Source organism: Sphingomonas sp., assembly GCF_017744835.1.
Classification (GTDB): domain Bacteria; phylum Pseudomonadota; class Alphaproteobacteria; order Sphingomonadales; family Sphingomonadaceae; genus Sphingomonas.
The window spans coordinates 99,505-120,242 of sequence record NZ_JAGIAM010000001.1; the positions used below are offsets into that span (position 1 = coordinate 99,505).

Annotated in this window: 23 protein-coding genes; 18 read left to right on the forward strand and 5 right to left on the reverse strand. The window is 68.1% G+C overall.

What is annotated here, in order from left to right:
- The first annotated feature begins 46 nt into the window (after positions 1-46).
- Together clpA and J7500_RS00355 are read left to right on the forward strand one after the other, a co-directional pair.
- Entirely contained in the window at positions 47-2,368 is a 2,322-nt protein-coding gene (gene clpA, locus J7500_RS00350) for an ATP-dependent Clp protease ATP-binding subunit ClpA (protein ID WP_294059001.1), read from the forward strand.
- A gap of 207 nt (positions 2,369-2,575) precedes the next feature.
- Positions 2,576-3,763, forward strand: coding sequence for a hypothetical protein (locus J7500_RS00355; protein WP_294059002.1), 1,188 nt, complete (start codon positions 2,576-2,578; stop codon positions 3,761-3,763).
- Between the two features lie 36 nt (positions 3,764-3,799).
- On the opposite strand, the gene J7500_RS00360 is transcribed toward J7500_RS00355, so the two are convergent.
- Complete coding sequence (locus J7500_RS00360) at positions 3,800-5,032, reverse strand: DUF418 domain-containing protein (protein ID WP_294059004.1); 1,233 nt, start codon at positions 5,030-5,032, stop codon at positions 3,800-3,802.
- Between the two features lie 122 nt (positions 5,033-5,154).
- Here J7500_RS00360 and J7500_RS00365 point away from each other — a divergent pair, with 122 nt between their 5' ends.
- From J7500_RS00365 to J7500_RS00380, 4 genes are all read left to right on the forward strand, one after another.
- A complete protein-coding gene (locus J7500_RS00365; protein ID WP_294059005.1) occupies positions 5,155-5,361 on the forward strand; it encodes a hypothetical protein in 207 nt (68 codons plus the stop codon).
- 31 nt (positions 5,362-5,392) lie between these two features.
- Positions 5,393-7,084, forward strand: coding sequence for an AMP-binding protein (locus tag J7500_RS00370; protein ID WP_294059007.1), 1,692 nt, complete (start codon positions 5,393-5,395; stop codon positions 7,082-7,084).
- A gap of 17 nt (positions 7,085-7,101) precedes the next feature.
- Positions 7,102-7,467, forward strand: a complete 366-nt coding sequence (locus J7500_RS00375) for a plastocyanin/azurin family copper-binding protein (RefSeq protein ID WP_294059008.1) — start codon at positions 7,102-7,104, stop codon at positions 7,465-7,467.
- A gap of 105 nt (positions 7,468-7,572) precedes the next feature.
- Entirely contained in the window at positions 7,573-8,037 is a 465-nt protein-coding gene (locus tag J7500_RS00380) for an FKBP-type peptidyl-prolyl cis-trans isomerase (protein WP_294060643.1), read from the forward strand.
- A gap of 39 nt (positions 8,038-8,076) precedes the next feature.
- Here the strand turns inward: J7500_RS00380 and J7500_RS00385 are convergent, their stop codons facing one another.
- A complete protein-coding gene (locus J7500_RS00385) occupies positions 8,077-9,474 on the reverse strand; it encodes an NAD-dependent succinate-semialdehyde dehydrogenase (RefSeq protein ID WP_294059010.1) in 1,398 nt (465 codons plus the stop codon).
- Positions 9,475-9,584: 110 nt separating this feature from the next.
- Here J7500_RS00385 and J7500_RS00390 point away from each other — a divergent pair, with 110 nt between their 5' ends.
- From J7500_RS00390 to J7500_RS00425, 8 genes are all read left to right on the forward strand, one after another.
- Positions 9,585-9,830: an exodeoxyribonuclease VII small subunit gene (locus J7500_RS00390; protein WP_294059012.1), complete on the forward strand. Its 246-nt coding sequence runs from the start codon at positions 9,585-9,587 to the stop codon at positions 9,828-9,830.
- Positions 9,831-9,838: 8 nt separating this feature from the next.
- Positions 9,839-10,738: a polyprenyl synthetase family protein gene (locus J7500_RS00395; protein WP_294059014.1), complete on the forward strand. Its 900-nt coding sequence runs from the start codon at positions 9,839-9,841 to the stop codon at positions 10,736-10,738.
- Between the two features lie 8 nt (positions 10,739-10,746).
- Entirely contained in the window at positions 10,747-11,253 is a 507-nt protein-coding gene (gene coaD / locus J7500_RS00400) for a pantetheine-phosphate adenylyltransferase (RefSeq protein WP_294059015.1), read from the forward strand.
- A gap of 74 nt (positions 11,254-11,327) precedes the next feature.
- On the forward strand, positions 11,328-12,029 hold the full coding sequence (locus tag J7500_RS00405; RefSeq protein WP_294059016.1) for a peptidylprolyl isomerase: 702 nt from the start codon (positions 11,328-11,330) through the stop codon (positions 12,027-12,029).
- Positions 12,030-13,061 (forward strand): tRNA preQ1(34) S-adenosylmethionine ribosyltransferase-isomerase QueA, encoded by a 1,032-nt coding sequence (queA, locus tag J7500_RS00410; RefSeq protein ID WP_294059018.1) that lies wholly within the window; start codon positions 12,030-12,032, stop codon positions 13,059-13,061.
- An 11-nt stretch (positions 13,062-13,072) separates the two neighbouring features.
- Complete coding sequence (locus J7500_RS00415; RefSeq protein ID WP_294059019.1) at positions 13,073-13,570, forward strand: EF-hand domain-containing protein; 498 nt, start codon at positions 13,073-13,075, stop codon at positions 13,568-13,570.
- Between the two features lie 41 nt (positions 13,571-13,611).
- Entirely contained in the window at positions 13,612-14,547 is a 936-nt protein-coding gene (locus J7500_RS00420; protein WP_294059020.1) for a cation diffusion facilitator family transporter, read from the forward strand.
- A complete protein-coding gene (locus J7500_RS00425) occupies positions 14,522-15,226 on the forward strand; it encodes an HAD hydrolase-like protein (protein ID WP_294059021.1) in 705 nt (234 codons plus the stop codon). Before J7500_RS00420 ends, J7500_RS00425 begins: the two co-directional genes overlap by 26 nt.
- Positions 15,227-15,230: 4 nt before the next feature.
- On the opposite strand, the gene J7500_RS00430 is transcribed toward J7500_RS00425, so the two are convergent.
- Positions 15,231-16,166 carry a DUF808 domain-containing protein gene (locus J7500_RS00430; RefSeq protein WP_294059022.1) on the reverse strand — a complete coding sequence of 312 codons (936 nt, stop codon included), beginning with the start codon at positions 16,164-16,166 and terminating at the stop codon, positions 15,231-15,233.
- Between the two features lie 101 nt (positions 16,167-16,267).
- On the opposite strand from J7500_RS00430, the gene J7500_RS00435 reads away from it, so the two are divergent.
- The 3 genes from J7500_RS00435 to J7500_RS00445 are packed head-to-tail and all read left to right on the forward strand — an operon-like array spanning position 16,268 to position 18,622.
- A complete protein-coding gene (locus tag J7500_RS00435) occupies positions 16,268-17,011 on the forward strand; it encodes a prolipoprotein diacylglyceryl transferase family protein (RefSeq protein ID WP_294059023.1) in 744 nt (247 codons plus the stop codon).
- A complete protein-coding gene (locus tag J7500_RS00440) occupies positions 16,956-18,401 on the forward strand; it encodes a radical SAM protein (RefSeq protein WP_294059025.1) in 1,446 nt (481 codons plus the stop codon). Before J7500_RS00435 ends, J7500_RS00440 begins: the two co-directional genes overlap by 56 nt.
- Positions 18,398-18,622: a hypothetical protein gene (locus J7500_RS00445; protein ID WP_294059026.1), complete on the forward strand. Its 225-nt coding sequence runs from the start codon at positions 18,398-18,400 to the stop codon at positions 18,620-18,622. The genes J7500_RS00440 and J7500_RS00445 overlap by 4 nt, the downstream gene beginning before the upstream one ends.
- Positions 18,623-18,633: 11 nt before the next feature.
- Here J7500_RS00445 and J7500_RS00450 read toward each other — a convergent pair whose 3' ends face one another.
- Positions 18,634-18,798 carry a hypothetical protein gene (locus J7500_RS00450; RefSeq protein ID WP_294059028.1) on the reverse strand — a complete coding sequence of 55 codons (165 nt, stop codon included), beginning with the start codon at positions 18,796-18,798 and terminating at the stop codon, positions 18,634-18,636.
- A gap of 11 nt (positions 18,799-18,809) precedes the next feature.
- Complete coding sequence (locus J7500_RS00455; RefSeq protein ID WP_294059029.1) at positions 18,810-19,430, reverse strand: cupin domain-containing protein; 621 nt, start codon at positions 19,428-19,430, stop codon at positions 18,810-18,812.
- A 41-nt stretch (positions 19,431-19,471) separates the two neighbouring features.
- Between J7500_RS00455 and tgt the strand changes: the two genes are divergently transcribed.
- Entirely contained in the window at positions 19,472-20,611 is a 1,140-nt protein-coding gene (gene tgt / locus J7500_RS00460) for a tRNA guanosine(34) transglycosylase Tgt (protein WP_294059031.1), read from the forward strand.
- The last annotated feature ends 127 nt before the right edge of the window (positions 20,612-20,738 follow it).

The following is a 20,738-nucleotide window of genomic DNA, read 5'->3' on the forward strand; positions in this document are numbered from 1 at the left end:
GGGACCGGGCCATGTATCCTTTTGGCCCGACTGGAGTTGTAACCGAATGCCTAGTTTCGCCTCCGCCCTCGAATCCACGCTTCACAAGGCGCTCGAAGCCGCGAGCTCGCGTCGCCACGAATATGCGACGCTCGAGCATCTGCTTCTCGCGCTGGTCGACGACGAGCATGCGTCGAAGGTGATGAGCGCGTGCGGCGTGGACATGGGCGAGCTCAAGACCACCGTCGCGCATTATCTCGATACCGAGCTCGAGGCGCTGAAGGTCGACCAGGCCACCGATCCCTCGCCCACCAGCGGCTTCCAGCGCGTCGTCCAGCGCGCGATCCTCCACGTCCAGTCCTCGGGCCGCGATGAAGTGACCGGCGCGAACGTGCTCGTCGCATTGTTCAGCGAGCGCGAGAGCTATGCCGTCTATTTCCTGCAGCAGCAGGATATGAGCCGGCTCGACGCGGTCAGCTACATCAGCCACGGCGTCGGCAAGGGCGGCTCGCCGACCGAGACCAGCACGCCCAAGGGCGCCGAGGAGGAGAAGGCCTCCAAGTCGGCCGAAAAGGGCGGCAAGGGCGAGTCCGCGCTCAAGCAGTTCACCGTCGATCTCAACGAGAAGGCCAAGGCCGGCAAGGTCGATCCGCTGATCGGCCGTTCGGCCGAAGTCGACCGCACCGTGCAGATTCTCTGCCGCCGCTCGAAGAACAACCCGCTCTACGTGGGCGATCCCGGCGTCGGCAAGACCGCGATCGCCGAGGGCCTGGCGCGCAAGATCGTCGAGGGCGACGTGCCCGACGTGCTCAAGGAAGCGGTGATCTACTCGCTCGACATGGGCGCGCTGCTCGCCGGCACGCGCTATCGCGGCGACTTCGAGGAGCGGCTGAAGCAGGTCGTCAACGAGCTGGAGAAGCTGCCCCACGCGGTGCTCTTCATCGACGAGATCCACACGGTGATCGGCGCAGGCGCGACCTCCGGCGGCGCGATGGACGCGTCGAACCTGCTCAAGCCGGCGCTGTCGGGCGGCACGATCCGCTGCATCGGATCGACCACCTACAAGGAGTTCCGCAACCACTTCGAGAAGGACCGCGCGCTGCTGCGGCGCTTCCAGAAGATCGACGTCAACGAGCCGTCGGTCGAGGACACGGTGAAGATCCTCGCGGGCCTGCGCTCGGCGTTCGAGGGGCACCACAACGTCAAGTACACGCCGGACGCGATCAAATCGGCGGTGGAGCTTAGCGCGCGCTACATCAACGACCGCAAGCTGCCCGACAAGGCGATCGACGTGATCGACGAAGTCGGCGCGATGCAGATGCTGGTGGCGCCCTCCAAGCGCAAGAAGGTGATCACGCCCAAGGAGATCGAGGCCGTGATCGCGACGATGGCGCGCATCCCGCCGAAGAGCGTCTCGAGCGACGACACCAAGGTGCTCGCCAACCTCGAGACCGACCTGAAGCGCGTGGTGTTCGGCCAGGACAAGGCGATCGAAGTGCTCTCGTCCGCGATCAAGCTCAGCCGTGCAGGCCTGCGCGATCCCGACAAGCCGATCGGCAACTATCTGTTCAGCGGCCCCACCGGCGTCGGCAAGACCGAAGTCGCGCGGCAGCTGGCGGAGATCCTGGGCATTCCTCTCCAGCGCTTCGACATGAGCGAGTATATGGAGCGCCACTCGGTCAGCCGGCTGATCGGCGCGCCTCCGGGCTATGTCGGCTATGATCAGGGCGGGCTGCTCACCGACGCGGTCGACCAGAACCCGCATTCGGTGCTGCTGCTCGACGAGATCGAGAAGGCGCATCCCGACCTGTTCAACATCCTGCTGCAGGTGATGGACAACGGGAAGCTGACCGACCACCACGGCAAGACGGTCGATTTCAGGAACACCATCCTGATCATGACCACCAATGCCGGCGCGTCGGACATGGCCAAGGAGAGCGTGGGCTTCGGCAACATCAGCCGCGAGGACGTACAGGAAGAGGCGGTCAAGAACCTCTTCACGCCCGAGTTCCGCAACCGGCTCGATGCGATCGTGCCCTTCGGCTACCTGCCGCCGGAGATCGTCGCCCGCGTGGTGGACAAGTTCATCCTCCAGCTCGAGCTGCAGCTCGCCGATCGCGGCGTGCACATCCAGCTCGACGACGAGGCGAAGAGCTGGCTCACCGAGCGCGGCTACGACAAGCTCTATGGCGCGCGCCCGATGGGCCGCCTGATCCAGGAGAAGGTCAAGCAGCCGCTCGCCGAGGAGCTGCTGTTCGGCAAGCTCGTCCATGGCGGCGAAGTCTCGGTGAAGCTCAAGGACGGCGCGCTGGTCTTCCAGATCACGCCCGCCGCGCCCAAGAAGCCGCGCAAGGGCGGCAAGAAGGCCGAGCAGATCGAAGCGAAGTAAGCTTCAGCTCAAACGAAACGGAACGGGTCGGGACGCGGGTCCCGGCCCGTTCTGTTTGGCCTGCCGCAGGTGTGTTGCAGCCCTGCCACACATAGCCGCTCGGCATGGGGCATGCAGCCGATTTCACTACCGCGCTTCGTTCCGATGCCGTAAGGGCCGCGCCACAAAAGGGGTCGCGCGGCAACAAGCAAGCGCGGAGCATTTCAAATGAACAGGACGAAGCAACGGCTGCTGGTGGCAGCCGGGTTGACGGCGGCTTTGCTGCTGGCCGGCGCCGTGGTGGCGCAGGGCAACAACAACAACGCGCCCGAGGCGCGCTATCTGATCGACGCGAGCACCGTCTCGGGGATGATGGGCCAGGGCGACAGCCACCAGCTCACGCTCCGCCTCGGCTCGCGCCTGGCCCCCACCGGCGGTGCGCCCAAGGCGGACCATTTCCTGCCCGAGGGCATGCGCATGGGCGCTTCGGTGCCTCTGGTCTCGCCCACACCGGGAGCCTCGCCCACTCCCGACTACAGGCAATATGACCAGTATCAGAAGCCCAAGGGCCGGATGCTGATCTTCTGGGGCTGCGGCGCGCATGCGGGCCCAGGCCAGCCGGTGGTGATCGACTTCGCCAAGATGGCCAAGGGCCAGGTGCCGCCGATCTTCCAGGGCAGCGTCCCCACCGAGAACAGCCCGCTGCCGGGCAACAGCCGCAGCTATGGCGAATGGCCCAACGGCAAGACCGAGCAGCAGGTCAGCGGCCGCTCGTCGCTGATCGGCCAGCACCGCGTCGCGGGCAATTACAGCCCCGAGATCGCCTTCCCGATCAGCCAGGACTTCCTCGCCGCGCCGCGCGTCAAGTCCAGCGCCGGCGCCGAGGGCTCGATCGCGCTCAACTGGGCAGCGGTGCCCAATGCGACCGGCTATTACGCCTGGGCGATGAGCGCCAAGGAGCGCGGCAAGGACGACGCCGACATGGTGTGGTGGGCCTCCTCGGCCACGCAGCAGTTCGGCGGCGGGCTGTGGGACTATCTCTCGCCCGCGACGGTCACGCGGCTGATCGGGCAGAAGGTGGTGATGCCGCCGAGCCAGACGAGCTGCCAGATCCCGGCCGAAGTGAAGGCCGCGGGCGGCGAGATGATGATGGGCTATCTCAACGCCTATGGCCCCGAGGCGAACTTCGCCTTCCCCGAGCGACCCAAGGATCCCAAGCTCGCCTGGCACCCGAAGTGGACCGCCAAGGTCCGCTATCGCGCGATGGGCAATTTCATGACGGGCATGCCCGACATGGGTGACATGCTCTCCGGCCGCGGCGAGCAGCAGGGCCAGGGCGAAGGCGAGCAGCCCAAGAAGAAGTGCAAGCGTGGGCTGGGCGGCATCCTGCGCAGCGCCGCGGGCGTGGGCTGCTGAGGAAAATCCTCCCCCGCGCTGGGGGAGGATCAAGCCTCAGGCGCTGGCCTCGACGGCCAGAGCGGGGGCGGGAGCATCCCGCCCCTCCTTCTTCCGGAAGGGAATGTCGCGCCGCCAATAGGTGAGCGCGCGCCACACCCATTCGACCGGACCGTAGCGGAAGTGCCGCAGCCAGATAGCGGCCGCCCAGAGCTGGAGGCCGATCGCGACCAGCCCCACCGTGAGTCGCGTCCCCTGGCTCCAGTCGTCCCACAGCCCGAGGCCGAAGCCGTAGAAGACCGGCACGAACACCAGCGACTGGAGCAGATAGAAGCTGAGCGTCAGCCGCCCCGCCCCAGCCAGCGGACGCAGCAGCGCGCGTGCCGGCCCCTGGTAGAGCGCGCAGAGCAGCAGCAGCCACACGGTCATCCCCGAAAGCTCGAACCAGCTCCCGAGCAGCGCGTCGAACGGCCGGCCGGCCGCCGGATCATAGCCCTGCGCCGCGAACCAGCTCTTCAGGTCGTCGCGGAAGAAATGGAGGAACAGCGCGACGGCCGCGGCGATCACGAAGGCGATCGCGCGCGCCCGAGCGAACTCGCCCAGCCGCGCGAAGAAGCCGGTCCGCCCGAGGACCATGCCGACCAGATAGAGTCCCAGAATCTGCGACACGCGCCCGGATTCGAGCATGAACCACCATTTGGGGAGCTGGCCTTCCCACAAATTGATCCGCAGATGCTCGAGCAGGCTCCCACTGCGGACATAGGTCTCGATCGCCGGATCGACCCAGTGGTGGGGCTTCTGGAGCGCCCACTCGGCCCCCGCCATCGCGCCGAAGAGCTGCGCGAGCAGCAGCGGGCTGAGGAAGCATAGCGCCGCCACCCCCGCGAGGATGCGATTGTCGCGCACCCGGTGCGCGATCAGCAGCAGCAGGCCCATGCCCGCGAGCAGCTGGATGATGTCGCCGCGATAGACGAGCGCGTGGAGGAAGCCGATCGCCTGCAGGATCAGCAGCCGCCAGGCGAAGCGCAGCGAGAAATCGGACCCGCGCTGCGCCGCGCGGTCCATCAGGATGAAGAAGCTGAAGCCGAAGCAGAGCGCGAGCAGCGAGAAGCTTTTGCCCATGAAGAGCAGATAGACCGTATCCCGGATCGCCCCGGGCTGCGGCTTGAACCAGTCGAGCTCGTAGCTCTCGATCATATGGACCAGGAACAGCGCCATCAGCGCGAAGCCGCGCACCACGTCCACCACTTCGAGCCGGGCATCGCTGCTCGGCCGGGCTGTCTCCGTCATTCCCCTCTCCCCAATTTTGCGGGCATTCCTAACGGGCATCGCGCGAAAAGCAAAAGCGGCGCCGTGGATACGCTTGTCGGCCGTGACGGCGGAGCGTAGAGTCGCGCACGGAGGGAACGGCGATGCTCAGGCGCAGGCGCATCATGGTGATCGGGGCCGCGGCACTGCTCGCGTTCGCCGCCTTCGCGCCGTCCACGCCGCACGCCGACATCCGCATCCTCGCGCACGACAGCGCCGACCGCGCGCCCCAGAGGCTGGAGGCTGCAGTGGACACGGGAGTGTTCGCCGTCTCGCTGCTGGTGACCTGGAGCCGTCACCTCGCCCGTTGACCGCGGAGACAGGCCGCTTACACCTGTGTCAATGACCGACCCCGAGCACGTCTGGCGCACGGCCTATCGCCATCCCGGCAAATGGGACCTGAGCTTCCCCCCGGCATCGATGGTCGAGCTGTTCGAGCAGAGCGCGCAGGCGCATCCCGACGCGCCGCTGCTCGATTTCATGGGGCGCCGCTACAGCTATGGCGAGACGCTCGACGGCGCCAATCGAGTCGCCTGCGGGCTCGCGGCGCTCGGCTATGGCCGCGGCGACCGGATCGGGCTCTTCCTGCCCAATGTGCCGCATTATGTCGCGGCCTATTACGGCATCCTCAAGCTCGGCGCGACGGTGGTCAATTTCTCGCCGCTCTATTCGGTCGACGAGCTTGCCGCGCAGGTCGAGGATTCGGGGACGCGGCTGCTCTTCACGCTTTCGGCGTCGGCGCTGCTGCCGACGGCGCTCAAGGTGCTCGAACAGAGCGGCCTCGAGCGGTTGGTGGTGGGATCGATCGCGGGCGCGCTGCCGCCGGCCAAGTCGCTCTTCTACCGTTGGTTCCGCGGCAGCGAGATCACGCCGCGTCCGCACGATCCGCGCATCCTGGCCTTCTCGGAGCTGATCCACAACGACGGCGCGTGCGCGCCCGCCGCGATCGATCCCGAGCACGACCTGGCGCTGATCCAATATACCGGCGGCACCACCGGCACGCCCAAGGGGGCGATGCTCACCCACCAGAATCTCTCGGCCAATGCGCGCCAGGTCTCGCTGCTCGATCCCGAGCTGGGCAAGGCGCAGGACCGCATCCTGGGGGTGCTTCCCTTCTTCCACGTCTTCGCCAACACCTGCGTGCTCAACCGCACCGTGCTGACCGGCGGCGAGATCGTGATGCTGCCGCGCTTCAACGCCAAGCAGGCGCTGGCCGAGCTGCGCCGAACGCGCCCGCGCGCGATGCCCGGCGTGCCGACCATGTACCAGGCGCTGCTCGACGCGCCGGGAATGAAGCCCGACGACTTTTCATCGCTGCGCTTCTGCATCTCGGGCGGCGCGCCGCTGCCACAGCAGCTCAAGGAGCATTTCGAGCAAGTCTCCGGCGCGAGGCTGATCGAAGGCTATGGCCTTTCCGAAAGCTCGGGCGTGGTCTCGACCAATCCCTATGAGGGGCTCAACAAGCCCGGCACGATCGGCCAGCCGATCGCGGGCACGCGCGTGCGGCTGGTCGACAAGGAGGATCCCACGCGACCTCCGCCGCCGGGCGAGCCGGGCGAGATCGTCGTCTCGGGCCCGCAGATCATGAAGGGCTATTGGAACCGGCCGGACGCCGACGCCCAGGTATTCGTCGAAGTCGATGGCGAGGGGCACTGGCTGCGCACCGGCGACGTCGGCACGATCGACGAGGACGGCTATATCCGCATCGTCGACCGGCTGAAGGACATGATCGCGGTCGGCGGCTTCAAGGTATTCCCCAGCCAGATCGAGCAGGTGCTCTACCAGCACCCCGCCGTGAAGGAAGCGCTCGTGATCGGGCTTCCGGACGCCTATCATGGCGAGCTGCCGCACGCCTATGTGACGCTCAACGAAGGCGCGAAGGCGGAAGGGCCGGAAATCTGCGTCTGGCTCAACGGCAAGCTGGGCAAGCACGAGCGCGTCGCCGGCGTGGTGGTGCGCGAAAGCCTGCCCAAGACGATGATCGGCAAGCTCAGTCGCAAGGACCTGCTGGCGGAGGTCCGCGGCGGGGCCTGAATCGAAGGACCGTCGCCATGCACAAGCTGCTTCCCCTCGCCGCGCTCGCGCTGGCCTCTGCCGCGCCGGCCGAACAGCGCGTCGACGTCGCGCTGTCGAACTTCCGGTTCACGCCGGCCACGATCGCGCTCCACCACGGCCAGCCCTATCTGCTGCACCTGACCAGCCACGGCGGGCACAGCTTCGCAGCCAAGGAATTCTTCGCCGCCGCGACCATGCCGGCAGCGGACCGGGCGAAGCTGGCGGGCGGCAAGGTCGAGCTCGACGACGGCGAAAGCGTCGACATCCATTTCGTCGCGCCTGCGCCGGGCAACTACCGGATCAAATGCACCCATTTCCTCCACGCGGGCTTCGGGATGACCGGCGCCTTCGTGGTGCGCTGATCGAAACCCTTGCAACGCGCCCGCTTTGCGGAGATGGGCGCGGCGAAGAGGTTCACCGGGAGGGATCGCGTGCATCGGAACAAGCTCATTCTTCTGGCCGGCGTGGTGCTGGCGTGCGGCGCCGGCGTCGCGATCGCGCGCAATGCGCAGACCGGGTCGGGACCCTCGCAGGACGCCGCCTGGCACAATCGCCAGATGCTCGCGCTCGCGCAGCTCAAGGCGGCCGACGGCTGGCAGCCGCTCCAGGGCGGGCTGCGCTGGCGTCGGATCAAGGGCGACGGCAAGGGCGCGCATCCGACGGTGCAGGACACCGTCACGCTCCATTATGCCGGAACGCTGATCGACGGCACCGAGTTCGACAGCTCCTATAGCCGCGGCGAGCCCGCCACCTTCCCGCTCGGCATGCTGATCCCGGCCTGGCAGCTGGCCGTGCCGATGATGGGCGTGGGCGACACGATCGAGATCGCCACTCCCGCCGACCTCGGCTATGGCCCTGAGGGCAAGGGGCCGATCCCCGGCGGTGCGACACTGTTCTTCAAGGTCGAGCTGCTCGGGATCGAGGGGCGGTAAGCCCTTCGCACCCCGGCGAAGGCCGGGGTATAGCGAGGCTCAGTCCCCCGCCTGCGGCCCTGTGCGCTCGCCTTCGCCGGCGAACATCACGGCCTTGAGGTTCATGAACTCGTGCATGCCCCAAGGCCCCAGCTCGCGGCCATGGCCCGATAGCTTAACGCCGCCGAAGGGCGCCTCGGGCGTCGAGGCGAGCAGCGAATTGACTGCGGTCATGCCCGACTGGATGTCGCGCGCGAACCGCTCGATTTCGCCCTCGTCCTTCGTCCACACCGCCGAGCCCAGGCCATAAGGCACGTCGTTGGCGAGCGCGATGGCTTGGTCGATGTCGTTCGCCTTGTAGACCAGCGCCACGGGGCCGAAGATCTCCTCCTTGGCGACGTCGGATTCGGGATCGAGGTCGACCAGCACGCCGGGCGTCATCCAGGCGCCCTCCCGATCGATCTTCTCGGCGCCGAACAGCAGCCGCGCGCCCGCAGCCTTGGCGCGCTCGACCTGCTCGAGCACCGTGTCGCGCTGCCCGACACTGGAGAGCGGCCCCATCACCGTCCCCTCGTCCATCGGATCGCCGATCTTCACGGCCCGCATGCCGGCCGAGAATTTGTCGAGGAAGGCGTCGTAGACATCTGCATGCACGATCATGCGCTTGGCGCAGATGCAGCTCTGCCCGGCATTCTGCACGCGCGCGGTGACTGCGGTTTTCGCTGCGGTGTCGAGGTCGGCGGAGGGCATGACGATCAGCGGGTCCGATCCGCCGAGCTCGAGCACGACCTTCTTGAGCGCCCTGCCCGCGGCCTGCGCCACCTTCGACCCCGCGCCTTCGCTCCCGGTGAGAGTCACCGCCACCACGCGGCGGTCGGCAATGATGTCCGCCACCTTGTCGGACTTGATCGCCAGGTTCTGGAACAGCCCGTCGGGCGCGCCCGCGGCGCTCGCCAGCTGCTGCATCAGCGCCGCGCAGCCCTGGACGTTGGAGGCGTGCTTCAGCAGCGCGACATTGCCCGCCATGATCGTCGGCGCGAGGAAGCGCACCACCTGCCAATAGGGGAAGTTCCACGGCATCACCGCCAGCACCGGCCCCATCGGCAGCCAGCGCGCCACGGCGTGGCCGCTCGCGGTCTTCACCGTGGTGGGCTCGAGGTAGCGGGGCCCGTGCTCGGCATAATGGCGGAAGCCGGCGATGCACTTCTCCACCTCCGCGATCCCCGCGGCGAGCGTCTTGCCCATCTCCTTCACGGCCGTCTCGGCGAGGTGGCGCTTGTTCGCCTCCCACTGGTCCGCGATCGCGGAGAGCAGCGCGGTCCGCTGGTCGAGCGGCGTATTACGCCACGACTGGAACGCCGCCTCGGCGCGCGACAGCGCCATCTCGATGCCGTCGGCGTCGAGCTCCTCGTGCTCGGCCAGGGTCTCGCCGGTCGCAGGGTTGATGCTGGTGAACATGAAGGCCTCCTCGATGCCGTAGCAACGCGGAGCTAGGGTCTCGGTGCCGCCCGCGCAATTTGCAGCGCAGCATGTTGCCTTGATGGCCCCCGCTGCCGCATAGCGGGCGCATGACGGAAGAAGCGGATATTTCGGGGCTCTCGTTCGAGGATGCACTCAAGGAGCTCGAGCGGATCGTCGGCCGATTGGAAAGCGGCGAGGCGCAGCTCCAGGAAGCGATCGACCTCTACGAGCGCGGCGACCGGCTGCGGCGCCAGTGCGCGGCGCGGCTCGACGCCGCCCAGGCGCGCATCGAGGCGATCCGCACCGATGCCGAGGGCCGCGCGGCGGGCAGCGCGCCCTTCAACGCCGGCTGAGCGCGCGCGTGGCGGACGCCTCCCTCCCGCTCGAGGCGGCGCTGCGCGAAGTCGCGGGCGAGATGGACCGGCAGTTCGACCGGCTGCTCGCCATTCCGGACGATCCGCGCGAGCAGCTCTATCGCGCGATGCGCCACGCCGCGATCGGCGGCGGCAAGCGGCTGCGGCCGCTGCTCGTCTTCGCGACCGCGCGGATGTTCGGCGTCGACCGCAATTGCACGGCGCGCGTCGCGACGGCGGTCGAGTGCATCCATGTCTATTCGCTGATCCATGACGATCTGCCGTCGATGGACGACGACGACCTGCGCCGCGGTAAGCCCACGGTGCACAAGGCCTTCGACGAGGCAACGGCGATCCTGGCCGGCGACAGCCTCCAGGCGCTCGCCTTCGAGCTGCTCGCCGCCGAGGCGACGCACCCCGATCCGTTCGTGCGCACCGAGCTGGTGACCGCGCTCGCGCACGCTGCGGGTCCGGCCGGCATGGTCGGCGGGCAGATGATGGATCTGCAGGCCGAGAAAGCGAGCTTCGACCTGCCCACCGTCACGCGGCTCCAGGCGCTCAAGACCGGTGCGCTGATCGGCTGCGCGGTCGAATGCGGCGCGATCCTCGGCCGTGTGGGGCCGGAAGGCCGCAAGGGCCTGCGGGGCTATGCCCGCGACCTCGGCCTCGCCTTCCAGATCGCCGACGACATCCTCGATGCCGAGGGCGACGAGGAAACGGCCGGCAAGAAGCTGCGCAAGGACGCGGACCGCGGCAAGGAGACGTTCCTCACCCTGCTCGGCCTCGAGCGCGCCCGCGCGCAGGCGCGCCTGCTGGTCGACCAGGCCATCGCCCATCTCCACGCCTTCGGCCCCGAAGCCGATCTGCTCCGCGACATCGCCCGCTTCACTCTGGAACGCGACCGATAGGAACCCCCATGACCATCCGCACCGGCGTCTATCCCGGGACCTTCGATCCCATCACACTCGGCCACATGGACATCATCCGGCGCGGCGCGAAGCTCGTAGACCGGCTGGTGATCGGCGTGACCACCAATCCGTCCAAGTCGCCGATGTTCACGGTCGAGGAGCGGATGGAGATGGTGAAGCGCGAAGTCGGTGGCATCGCGGGCGAGATCCATGTCGTCAGTTTCGACTCGCTGCTGATGGATTTCGCCGAGCGTGAGGGCGCGAGCGTGATCGTGCGCGGGCTGCGCGCCGTCGCCGACTTCGAATATGAATATCAGATGGCGGGGATGAACCAGCAGCTCAACCAGCGGATCGAGACGGTCTTCCTGATGGCCGACGTCTCGCTCCAGCCGATCGCGAGCCGGCTGGTGAAGGAAATCGCACTCTATGGCGGCGCGATCCGCAAGTTCGTGACGCCGGCGGTCGAGGCCGATGTCGCGCGCCGCGTCGCCGAGATCGGCCGCAAAGGCAGCTGATCGCACGGGCCTTTCCGTCCGACGCGCTTTGCTCTAATTCAATGCCAAATCCGATTTTTCGAGCGGGGAAGTTGATGCGTTTCGTTGCCGCCATGGCCGCTGCTGCCGCCATGCTGATTGCTGTTCCCGCGCTGGCACAGGGAGGGGGAGGCGCCCCCGCGCCCAAGCCTGAGATCGAGCCGTTCAAGGACGTCGCCGCCACTGCGCACGCCGACACGGCCACGCCGACCGCCGACCCCGAGAATACCTGGGTGCTCGACCTGTCGTCAGGCGGCCGCGTCACGATCCGGCTGCGCCCCGACGTCGCGCCCAAGATGGTTCAGCAAGTCAAGACGCTGACCCGCCGCAAATTCTATGACGGCACGCCCTTCCACCGCGTGATCGACGGCGGCGAAAACATGGCGCAGGGCGGCGATCCCACCGGCACCGGCACGGGCGAATCGGACCTTCCGGACGTGCCCGCCGAGTTCAACAACCTGCCGCACGTTCGCGGTGCGGTCTCGGCCGCGCGCACGCAGGACCCGAACAGCGCCAACAGCCAGTTCTTCATCATGTTCGGCCCGCGCCTGGGCTTCGATCGCGACTATACCGTCTTCGGACGCGTCGTGGGCGGCATGCAGTGGGTCGACAAGATCGAGCGCGGCGAGCCGCCGGCGAACCCGACGCGCATCCTCCACGCCTATATCGCGGCCGACAATCCGCCTCCCTATCAGCCTGCGCCCGTCGTCGCGCCGGCGCTGCCGGAGGGCGAGACCAAGGTCACGCTGCCGCAATAAGTGGACGTCGGCCTCTTCGACTTCGAGCTGCCCCCGGAGCGGATCGCGCTCCGGCCCGCGGCGCCCCGCGACTCCGCCCGGCTGCTCGTGCTGGACGGCGCGGAGACGCGTGACGCGACCGTCCGCGAGCTTCCGCGCCAGCTCCGCGCCGGCGACCTGCTGGTCTTCAACGACACGCGCGTGATCCCCGCACAGCTCGAAGGGCTGCGGGGGGAGGCGCGGATCGGCGCGACGCTCCACAAGCGCGAGGGGCCGCGGCGCTGGCGCGCCTTCATCCGCAACGCCAAGCGGCTGCGCGACGGGGACAGCATCGACTTCGGCCAGGGCGTCACCGCCACGGCCTCGGACCGCGCCGAGGACGGCAGCTTCGCGCTTGACTTCGCGGGCGACGAGCCGGTCGAGCTGCTGCTGGAGCGCTGCGGCCGCATGCCGCTGCCGCCCTACATCGCCTCGAAGCGCGACACCGACGCGCGCGATGCCGAGGATTACCAGACCATGTTCGCGGCCGAGCCCGGCGCGGTCGCCGCGCCCACGGCCGCGCTCCACTTCACGCCCGAACTCCTCGCCGCGCTCGACGCCGCGGGCATCGGCCACGCCACGCTGACGCTGCACGTCGGCGCCGGCACCTTCCTCCCCGTCAAGGCCGAGGATACCACCGACCACAAGATGCACGCCGAATGGGGCCGCATCGATCGTGCTACCGCCGACCGCCTCAACGCCGTGCGCGCCGCGGGTGGCCGAGTGATCGCAGTCGGCACCACCAGCCTGCGCCTGATCGAGAGCGCGGCGGGCGAGGACGGGCTGATCCGCCCGTTCGAAGGCGACACCGCGATCTTCATCAAGCCGGGCTATCGCTTCAAGGGCATCGACGGGCTGGTCACCAACTTCCACCTTCCACGCTCGACTCTGTTCATGCTGGTATCGGCGCTGATGGGGCTGGATCGGATGCAGGCGGCCTATGCCCATGCGATCGCCAACGGCTACCGCTTCTATTCCTACGGCGACGCCAGCCTGCTGCTGCCTTCGAAGTGAAAGGTTTCCCGATGCGCCTTGCCCTGCTGCTCGCGACTCTTCTCGCTACCCCGGCACTGGCACAGGAACGCCCTGCCCTGCCGCCGGTCCAGGCCGTGCCGGCAGGCCCGCAGCAGCCGCCCGCGACGGTGATCGCCGAGCCTGTGGCGATGATGATCGCCGCCTTCGATGCCGATGGCGATGCCCGCGTCACCCGCGCCGAGTTCGACGCCGGATTGCGCCGCAGCTTCGACAGCGTGGACACCGGGCACAAGGGCAGCCTGGGCTATATCGCCTTCTCCGATTGGTCCGAGCGCTGGATGGGAGACCGCAACACCCTCCCCAGCCCCTTCGAGACCGACCGCGACGGCGACAACCAGGTGAGCTTCGCCGAGCTGGCCCAGCGCTTCGACCTGCTGTTCGCGCGCTTCGATGCCGACAAGGACGGGGTGATCGTGCGCCGCGAGCTGCTGACCATCCGCCCGCCAGTGTTCGCTCCCGGCACGCGCCGGCGCGAACGCCGCAATTGATGTCCTAGCATCTCATGCGTTTGCGCGGCTAAACCGCAGCGATGGCCGCCAGTCACGACCACGCCCATGACCACCACGGGCACCATCATCACGCGCCGGCGGATTTCGGCCGCGCCTTCGCCATCGGCACGGCGCTCAACCTGGGCTTCGTGGTCATCGAGGGTACCGCGGGTTTCCTGATCGATTCGGTCGCGCTGCTGGCCGATGCCGGGCACAATCTGTCGGACGTGCTCGGGCTGCTCGTCGCCTGGGCCGGCGCAGAGCTCGCCAAGCGCCCCGCCTCCAAGCGCTTCACCTATGGGCTGCGCGGCTCGTCGATCCTCGCGGCGCTGGCCAACGGGCTGCTGCTGCTCGTCGCGGTAGGCGCGATCGCGCTCGAGGCGGTGCAGCGCTTCGCCGATCCGCCCGCGGTGCCGGGCCTGCCGGTGATGATCGTCGCCGCGATCGGCATCGTCGTGAACCTGGCCACCGCGATGCTCTTCGCGCGCGGGCGCAAGGGCGACATCAACATCCGCGGCGCCTATCTCCACATGGCCGCCGATGCCGGCGTTTCGGCAGCGGTGGTGGTGGGGGGCGGCATCATCCTGCTCACCGGCGCGCGCTGGCTCGATCCCGCGATCTCGCTGCTCGTCGTTGCGGTGATCCTGTGGAGCACCTGGGGGCTGCTGCGCGAGACCATCGTCATGCTCCTCCAAGCGGTGCCTGCCAGCATCGATGCCGAAGCCGTCGAGCAGACGCTCGCGCGCCTGCCCGGCGTCGCGCGCGTCCACGACCTCCACATCTGGCCGATGAGCACCACCGAGGCCGCGCTCACCGCGCATCTGGTGATGCCCGGCGGCCACCCCGGCGATTCGTTCCTGATCGACCTCCAGCACCGGCTGGCGCATGATTTCGGGATCGATCATACCACGGTGCAGATCGAAGTGGCCGACGGGGCGGAGTGCCGCATGCATGGCAACGGGCATGCACATGGCTGAGGCGATGCCGAGCGCGGTGCACGCGCCGGTGGCGGACGGGCTGCCGATCCGGCTGGTGATCTTCGACTTCGACGGTACGCTCTCCGACAGCGGCGACTGGTTTCTCTCGGTCATCGACGATCTCGCGCGGCGCTTCCGCTTCCGCACCGTGGCGCAGGACGAAGTCGAGATGCTCCGCCACCGCAGCTCGCGCGAAGTGATCGACTATCTGGGCATCGCGCGCTGGAAGCTGCCGCTGATCGCGCGCCATCTGCGCAAGCGCGTCGGGCGCAATGCGCACCAGATCGAGCTCTTCCCCGGCACCCCCGACCTGCTCGAGCGGCTCGCGGCGACGGGAGTCCGGATCGCGCTGGTGACCTCCAATTCGGAGGCCAATGCGCGAAAGATCCTGGGACCGCAGCATGCCGCGCGGATCGACTTCTACGCGTGCGGCGCGTCGCTGTTCGGCAAGGTCCCCAAGTTCCGCCGCGTGCTCAAGCGCATGGGCGTGCCCGCTGGCGAGGCGCTGGCGATCGGCGACGAGACGCGCGACGTCGACGCCGCGCGCGAAGTCGGCATGCGCTCCGGCTCGGTGCTATGGGGCTATGCGAGCGAGGCGGCGCTGGCCGGCGCGGGCCCCGACGCGCTGTTCCGCGCGCCGCAGGACATCGTCGACTACGTGGCCGCGCACCGCCGCTGAACCCTCATGCGTGCCGCTTGCGCGGCAGCAGGTGCACCAGGGTGACGATCACCACGCCGACGATCAGCCCAGCCACGCCCGATCCGATCGCGCCGACCAGCCATTCGACCACGCCCTGCGCCACCGGCACGGCGTGCGCCGCCGCCTCGGCGACGTGGTGCACCGCGTGCGGGATCGCGACCAGCCCGAACTGCTCGAGCCCGTGGAGCAGGATCCCGCCGCCAACCCAGACCATCGCGGCGACGCCCAGGTTCGAAAGCGCGCTAAGGAGCACGGGCATGGCGGCGACGAGCAGGTGCCCGATCGCGCGCGCGCTGCGCGAGCTGCGTCGGCTGAGGTGCAGGCCGATGTCGTCCATCTTCACGATGAAGGCGACGAGCCCATAGACGCCCGCAGTGATCGCGAAGGCCACCGCGACCAGCGCCGCCGCCTGCGTCGCGAACGAAAGTCCCGCGAGGCTCGACAGCGCAATCGCCATGATCTCGGCGGAGAGGATGAAATCGGTGCGGATCGCGCCGCTTACCTGGCGCGCCTCGAGCGCTGCAGGATCGTCGATCTCGACCACTTCCTCGGCATGATGCTCGCCGCGCAGCGCCTCGATGATCTTCTCGGCCGCCTCGAAGCAGAGATAGGCGCCGCCAATCATCAAGATCGGCGTGATCATCCAGGGCGCGAAGGCGCTGAGCGCCAGCGCGCCGGGCAAGATGAAGAGCAGCTTGTTGCGCAGCGATCCGACCGCGATCTTCCAGATGATCGGCAGCTCGCGATCGGGCGACAGGCCCGTGACGTAGCGCGGCGTGACCGCCGTGTCGTCGATCACCACGCCCGCGGCCTTCACGCTCGCCCGCCCCGCCGCCGCCGAGACGTCGTCGACCGACGCCGCCGCCAGCTTGGCGAGCGCCGCCACATCGTCCAGCAATGCGACAAGTCCGCTCGGCATGTTGCTCCCCCGTTGGATTCGCTGCGCCCAGCTAGCCGGGTTTGCCACGGCGCGCACGGGTGAATCGGCCGGCCGGCCGACTGGTTGCCACAGAGCAGAATATGGTATCGACCCGCGTGCTCCACGTCCCGACCGCCGCTTGGCATCATTATCTCGGCGATCTCGCGGCCTGGCTCGTGGCCGCGGCCGGCGCGCGCTGGGTCTATCTGCACCGGAGGAGCAGCGTCGAAGGCTTGGCCCGTCAGACTGCGCCCGGATATTTCCTCAGCCTTGGCATGGGCGCCGCGGCCGGCGCCTGGCTGCTGGGCGCGCTCAACACGCTGCGCGATGCGCGTCCCATATTGTCCCACTCTATCGCTGGGGCGCTGGCCGGCGCAATCGGCGCGGTCGAGCTGTGGAAATGGGTGCGCGGCGTGCGCGGATCGACCGGCGGCCCCTTCGTCATCCCGCTGTCGCTGGGGATCATCGTCGGTCGCTGGGGATGTTTGTTCGCCGGCCTCAGCGACCAGACCTATGGCGTTCCTACCAACCTGCCATGGGGTGTCGATCTGGGCGACGGCGTGTCCCGCCATCCGGTGCAGATTTATGAATCGCTTGCGATCGGCCTGTTCCTCGCGGTTTATTGGCGTGCGTTGGCGAAGCAGCGCGCCTGGGCGGTGCGGCACGGCTTCCATGCCTTTGTTCTGGCCTATGCCGTCCAGCGATTTGCCTGGGAGTTCCTCAAGCCCTATCCCCCGCTGGTCGGCCCGTTCAACGTCTTCCACTTCGTGATGATCGGACTCAGCGCCTATGCCCTCCTCTGGATCGCTCGCGACCGCCTCCCTGCCGCTGTCGCCCGAACGTAAGGCGGCGCCCTATATCTTTCATGGCCAGACGACGAGCCTGTGCGAGACTTGCCTCGAGCTCGTCCCGGCCAAGGTGATCGTCGAGGACGGCTGCGTCTTCTATCTCAAGCGCTGCCGCGCGCACGGCGTGCAGAAGACGCTGATCAGCGACGATCTCGCCTATTGGCACTCCCAGAAGGACTGGCTCAAGCCGGGCGATCGTCCGCTTCGCACCCAGACGCGAACCGAGGCCGGCTGCCCGTTCGATTGCGGTCTGTGCCCCGACCATGAGCAGCACAGCTGCCTTGCGATCGTGGAGATAAACGCGGCCTGCAATCTCGCCTGTCCGGTGTGCTTCGCCGATGCCGAGGACATGCACGGCGGCCATTTGCCGCTAGCGGTGATCGAGACGATGCTCGACGCACTAGTGGAAAGCGAAGGCGAGCCCGACCTCGTCCAGCTCTCAGGAGGCGAGCCGACGCTGCATCCGCAATTCTTCGAAATTCTGGACGCCGTGAAGCGCCGGCCGATCCGCCATGTGATGATCAACACCAATGGCTTGCGGATCGCGCAGGACCCTGGCTTCGTCGAGCGGCTCGCCAGCTACGCCCCGCGGCTCGAGGTCTATCTCCAGTTCGACAGCCTGGACGATGACGCGCTGGTGAATCTGCGCGGCGCGCGGCTGTCGCGTATCCGACAGGCGGCACTGGAGGCGCTCGAGCGCGTCGGCCTGTCCACCACCCTCGTCGCGGTGGTGAAGCGCCGCGTGAACGACCATGAGGTCGCCGCGATCGTCGACCATGCGCTCGGCTGGGCCTGCGTCCGCGGAGTCACCTTCCAGCCCGTGCAGGACGCCGGCCGCAACCAAGGGTTCGATGCCAAGGCGAACCGCACGCTGACGACCCAGATCCGCCGCGAAGTCGCAAAGGCGGGCGTGTTCGGCATCGAGGACATGATTCCGCTGCCCTGCAATCCCGACCAGATCTGCATCGGCTATGGGCTGCGCGACGGCCGCAACGTGACGCCGATCACTTCGCTCCTGCCGCGCGAGCTGATCCTGCAGGGGCCGAACACGATCAGCTACGAAGCCTATCCTGCACTGCGCGACGCAGTGGTGGGGCTGCTCAGCCTCGCCACCTCGCAATGCAATACGGAGGAGAAGCTGGCCGAGGTCCTGTGCTGCCTGCCGCACGCGCTGGTGCCGGAGGAACTGGGGTATGCGAACAGCTTCCGCGTGGTCATTCTGCAATTCCTGGATCGCTACAATTTCGATCTCGCGACAGTGAAGCGCAGCTGCGTGCACTTCGTGACGCCGGAGGGGCAGATCATTCCGTTCGACACCTACAACAGCTTCTACCGGTCCGGCGCCGAGGGGGCAGCGGTGCTCGCGCGGGCAAGGGGGCGGGAATGAAGCAGCTTTTCGGTGGGGTGCTCATCGCGATGGGCCTCCTCGTCATGACGTGCAGTGGGCTCTGCTCGCTGGCGGTGGTCGCGGCGGTGTTCGACGAAGCCTTGCGGGACCCGTCAACCTTGATGCTGCCCCTGCTGGTCGGCGGCATTCCCTTCGCACTCGGCTTTGGCGCGTTCCGCTGGGGGCGTTCGCTTTCGCGCAAGAAGGTCCCCGAAGCTTAGGCTGCCGCGGCTCAGCCGCCGCCGATGCCTTGGATCACCTTGCCGGTGCCGCCGCATTCGGGGCATTCACCTCCGTCGAGCCTGCCCGATCCGCCGCAACGCGGGCAGAGGTTCTCGCCCGTGCCCGGCGTGCCGGGTTCGGCTTGGTCGCCGGGGTTCATGGGTTCGCCGGCCATGCAAAAGCTCCTCAATCGAGATGCACTGCCAGCCAAACACTCGGGCGGTCCTTCGCGGTCCATGTCACCCAATGCTTCTGGCCGCGGCCGATCCACAGGTGGTCGCCGGGTCCGAGCACGGCCTCCTGCGAATCCTCGACACGGATGCCCGCCGCGCCTTCGAGCAGCACCACCCATTCGTCGCTGTCCTGCACCATCGGCGCATCGTCGGGGGTCGCCTGCCCGCGCGAGACGATCCGCTCGATCCGCACGCCGGGTTTGGCGAGGATCTCGGTAAAGGCTTCGGCGCGCTTCGCGGCGGGGAGCGCCTTCAGCAAATTCTCCACCTTGAGCTTGGGCCGCGGCTTGGGCTTTAGGGCGGGTGCGGGCTTCACTTTGGCTTTCGGTCGCGGCTTTGCCGATCCGGCCGACTTGCCCCAGGTCGCGCGCACCGCGTCGCGCAGATAAGCCTCCACTTCGTCGGCCGAAGCGGTGAGCGTCTTGCCTTCCATGCCGAACACCGGCGTCCCGTCCGGCTGCCTCAGCCCGTATTTCCCGAGATCCCCGCCCGGCTTGCGCCGTCGCGACGACACCAGCCGCAGGCCGCGGTGGCTCGCCATCTCGCGTAGCGCTTCGGTCCGTTCGTCCGCCATCCCTCGACTCCTCGCCTGCGAAGCTGCAAGGGCAATGCCCCATGTCAACGTCAGCACCTCGTTTCCAGTTCACCATCCAGGCCAACAACGGCAAGGCCCGCCTCGGCACGATCGCGATGCAGCGCGGCGAGATCCGCACCCCCGCCTTCATGCCGGTAGGCACTGCCGCCACGGTCAAGGCCGTGAAGCCCGCCGACGTGCGCGCCGCGGGCGCCGACATCATCCTGGGCAACACCTACCACCTGATGCTCCGCCCGGGCGCGGAGCGCGTCCACCGGCTGGGCGGACTGCACAAGTTCATGGGCTGGGACCGGCCGATCCTCACCGATTCGGGCGGCTATCAGGTGATGAGCCTGTCCGAGCTCACCAAGCGCAGCGAGGAAGGCATCGTCTTCAAGTCGCACCTCGACGGCACGCGCCACATGCTCAGTCCCGAACGCTCGATGGAGATCCAGCGGCTGCTCGGCTCGGACATCGTCATGGCGTTTGACGAGCTGGTACCCACCACCTCGACGCGCGACGTGCAGGCTGCGGCGATGGAACGATCGATGCGCTGGGCCAAGCGCAGCCGCGAAGGCTTTGATGCCGGCGGCGAGCATGCCGAGCGGGCGGCGCTGTTCGGCATCCAGCAGGGTGCGCTGGACGAGGGACTGCGGAAAGCCTCGGCCGACGCGCTCAAGCATATCGGCTTCGACGGCTATGCGGTCGGCGGGCTCGCGGTGGGCGAGGGGCAGGAGGCCATGTTCGGCGTGCTCGATTATGCGCCGGGCCAGCTCGACGAGGCCAAGCCCCGCTACCTGATGGGCGTGGGCAAGCCCGACGATATCGTCGGCGCGGTCGAGCGCGGGATTGACATGTTCGATTGCGTGCTTCCCACCCGCTCCGGGCGCACCGGACAGGCCTTCACGCGGACGGGACCGGTCAACATCCGCAATGCCAGGCATGCGGAGGACCAGGGGCCGCTCGACCCCGAATGCGCGTGCCCGACATGCAGCAACTGGAGCCGCGCCTATCTCCACCACCTCGTCCGCGCGGGCGAGATACTGGGCGCGATGCTGATGACCGAGCACAATCTCTGGTTCTACCAGGCGCTGATGGCGGACCTGCGTTCGGCGATCGGCGAGGGACGGCTCAAGACCTTCGCCGACGACTTCCGCGCGCGCTACGCGGCCAAAGGTTGAATTAACCAACTTCCGTTCCGCGGAGGGACGGCGCGGAATCGGGGGGCGCAGCTTAGCGGCCTTTGGGATATATGGGCTGCCTTCCTGAGGTTTGGGGGCGGCATTGTTCTGGCGGCGGTTCACGCGA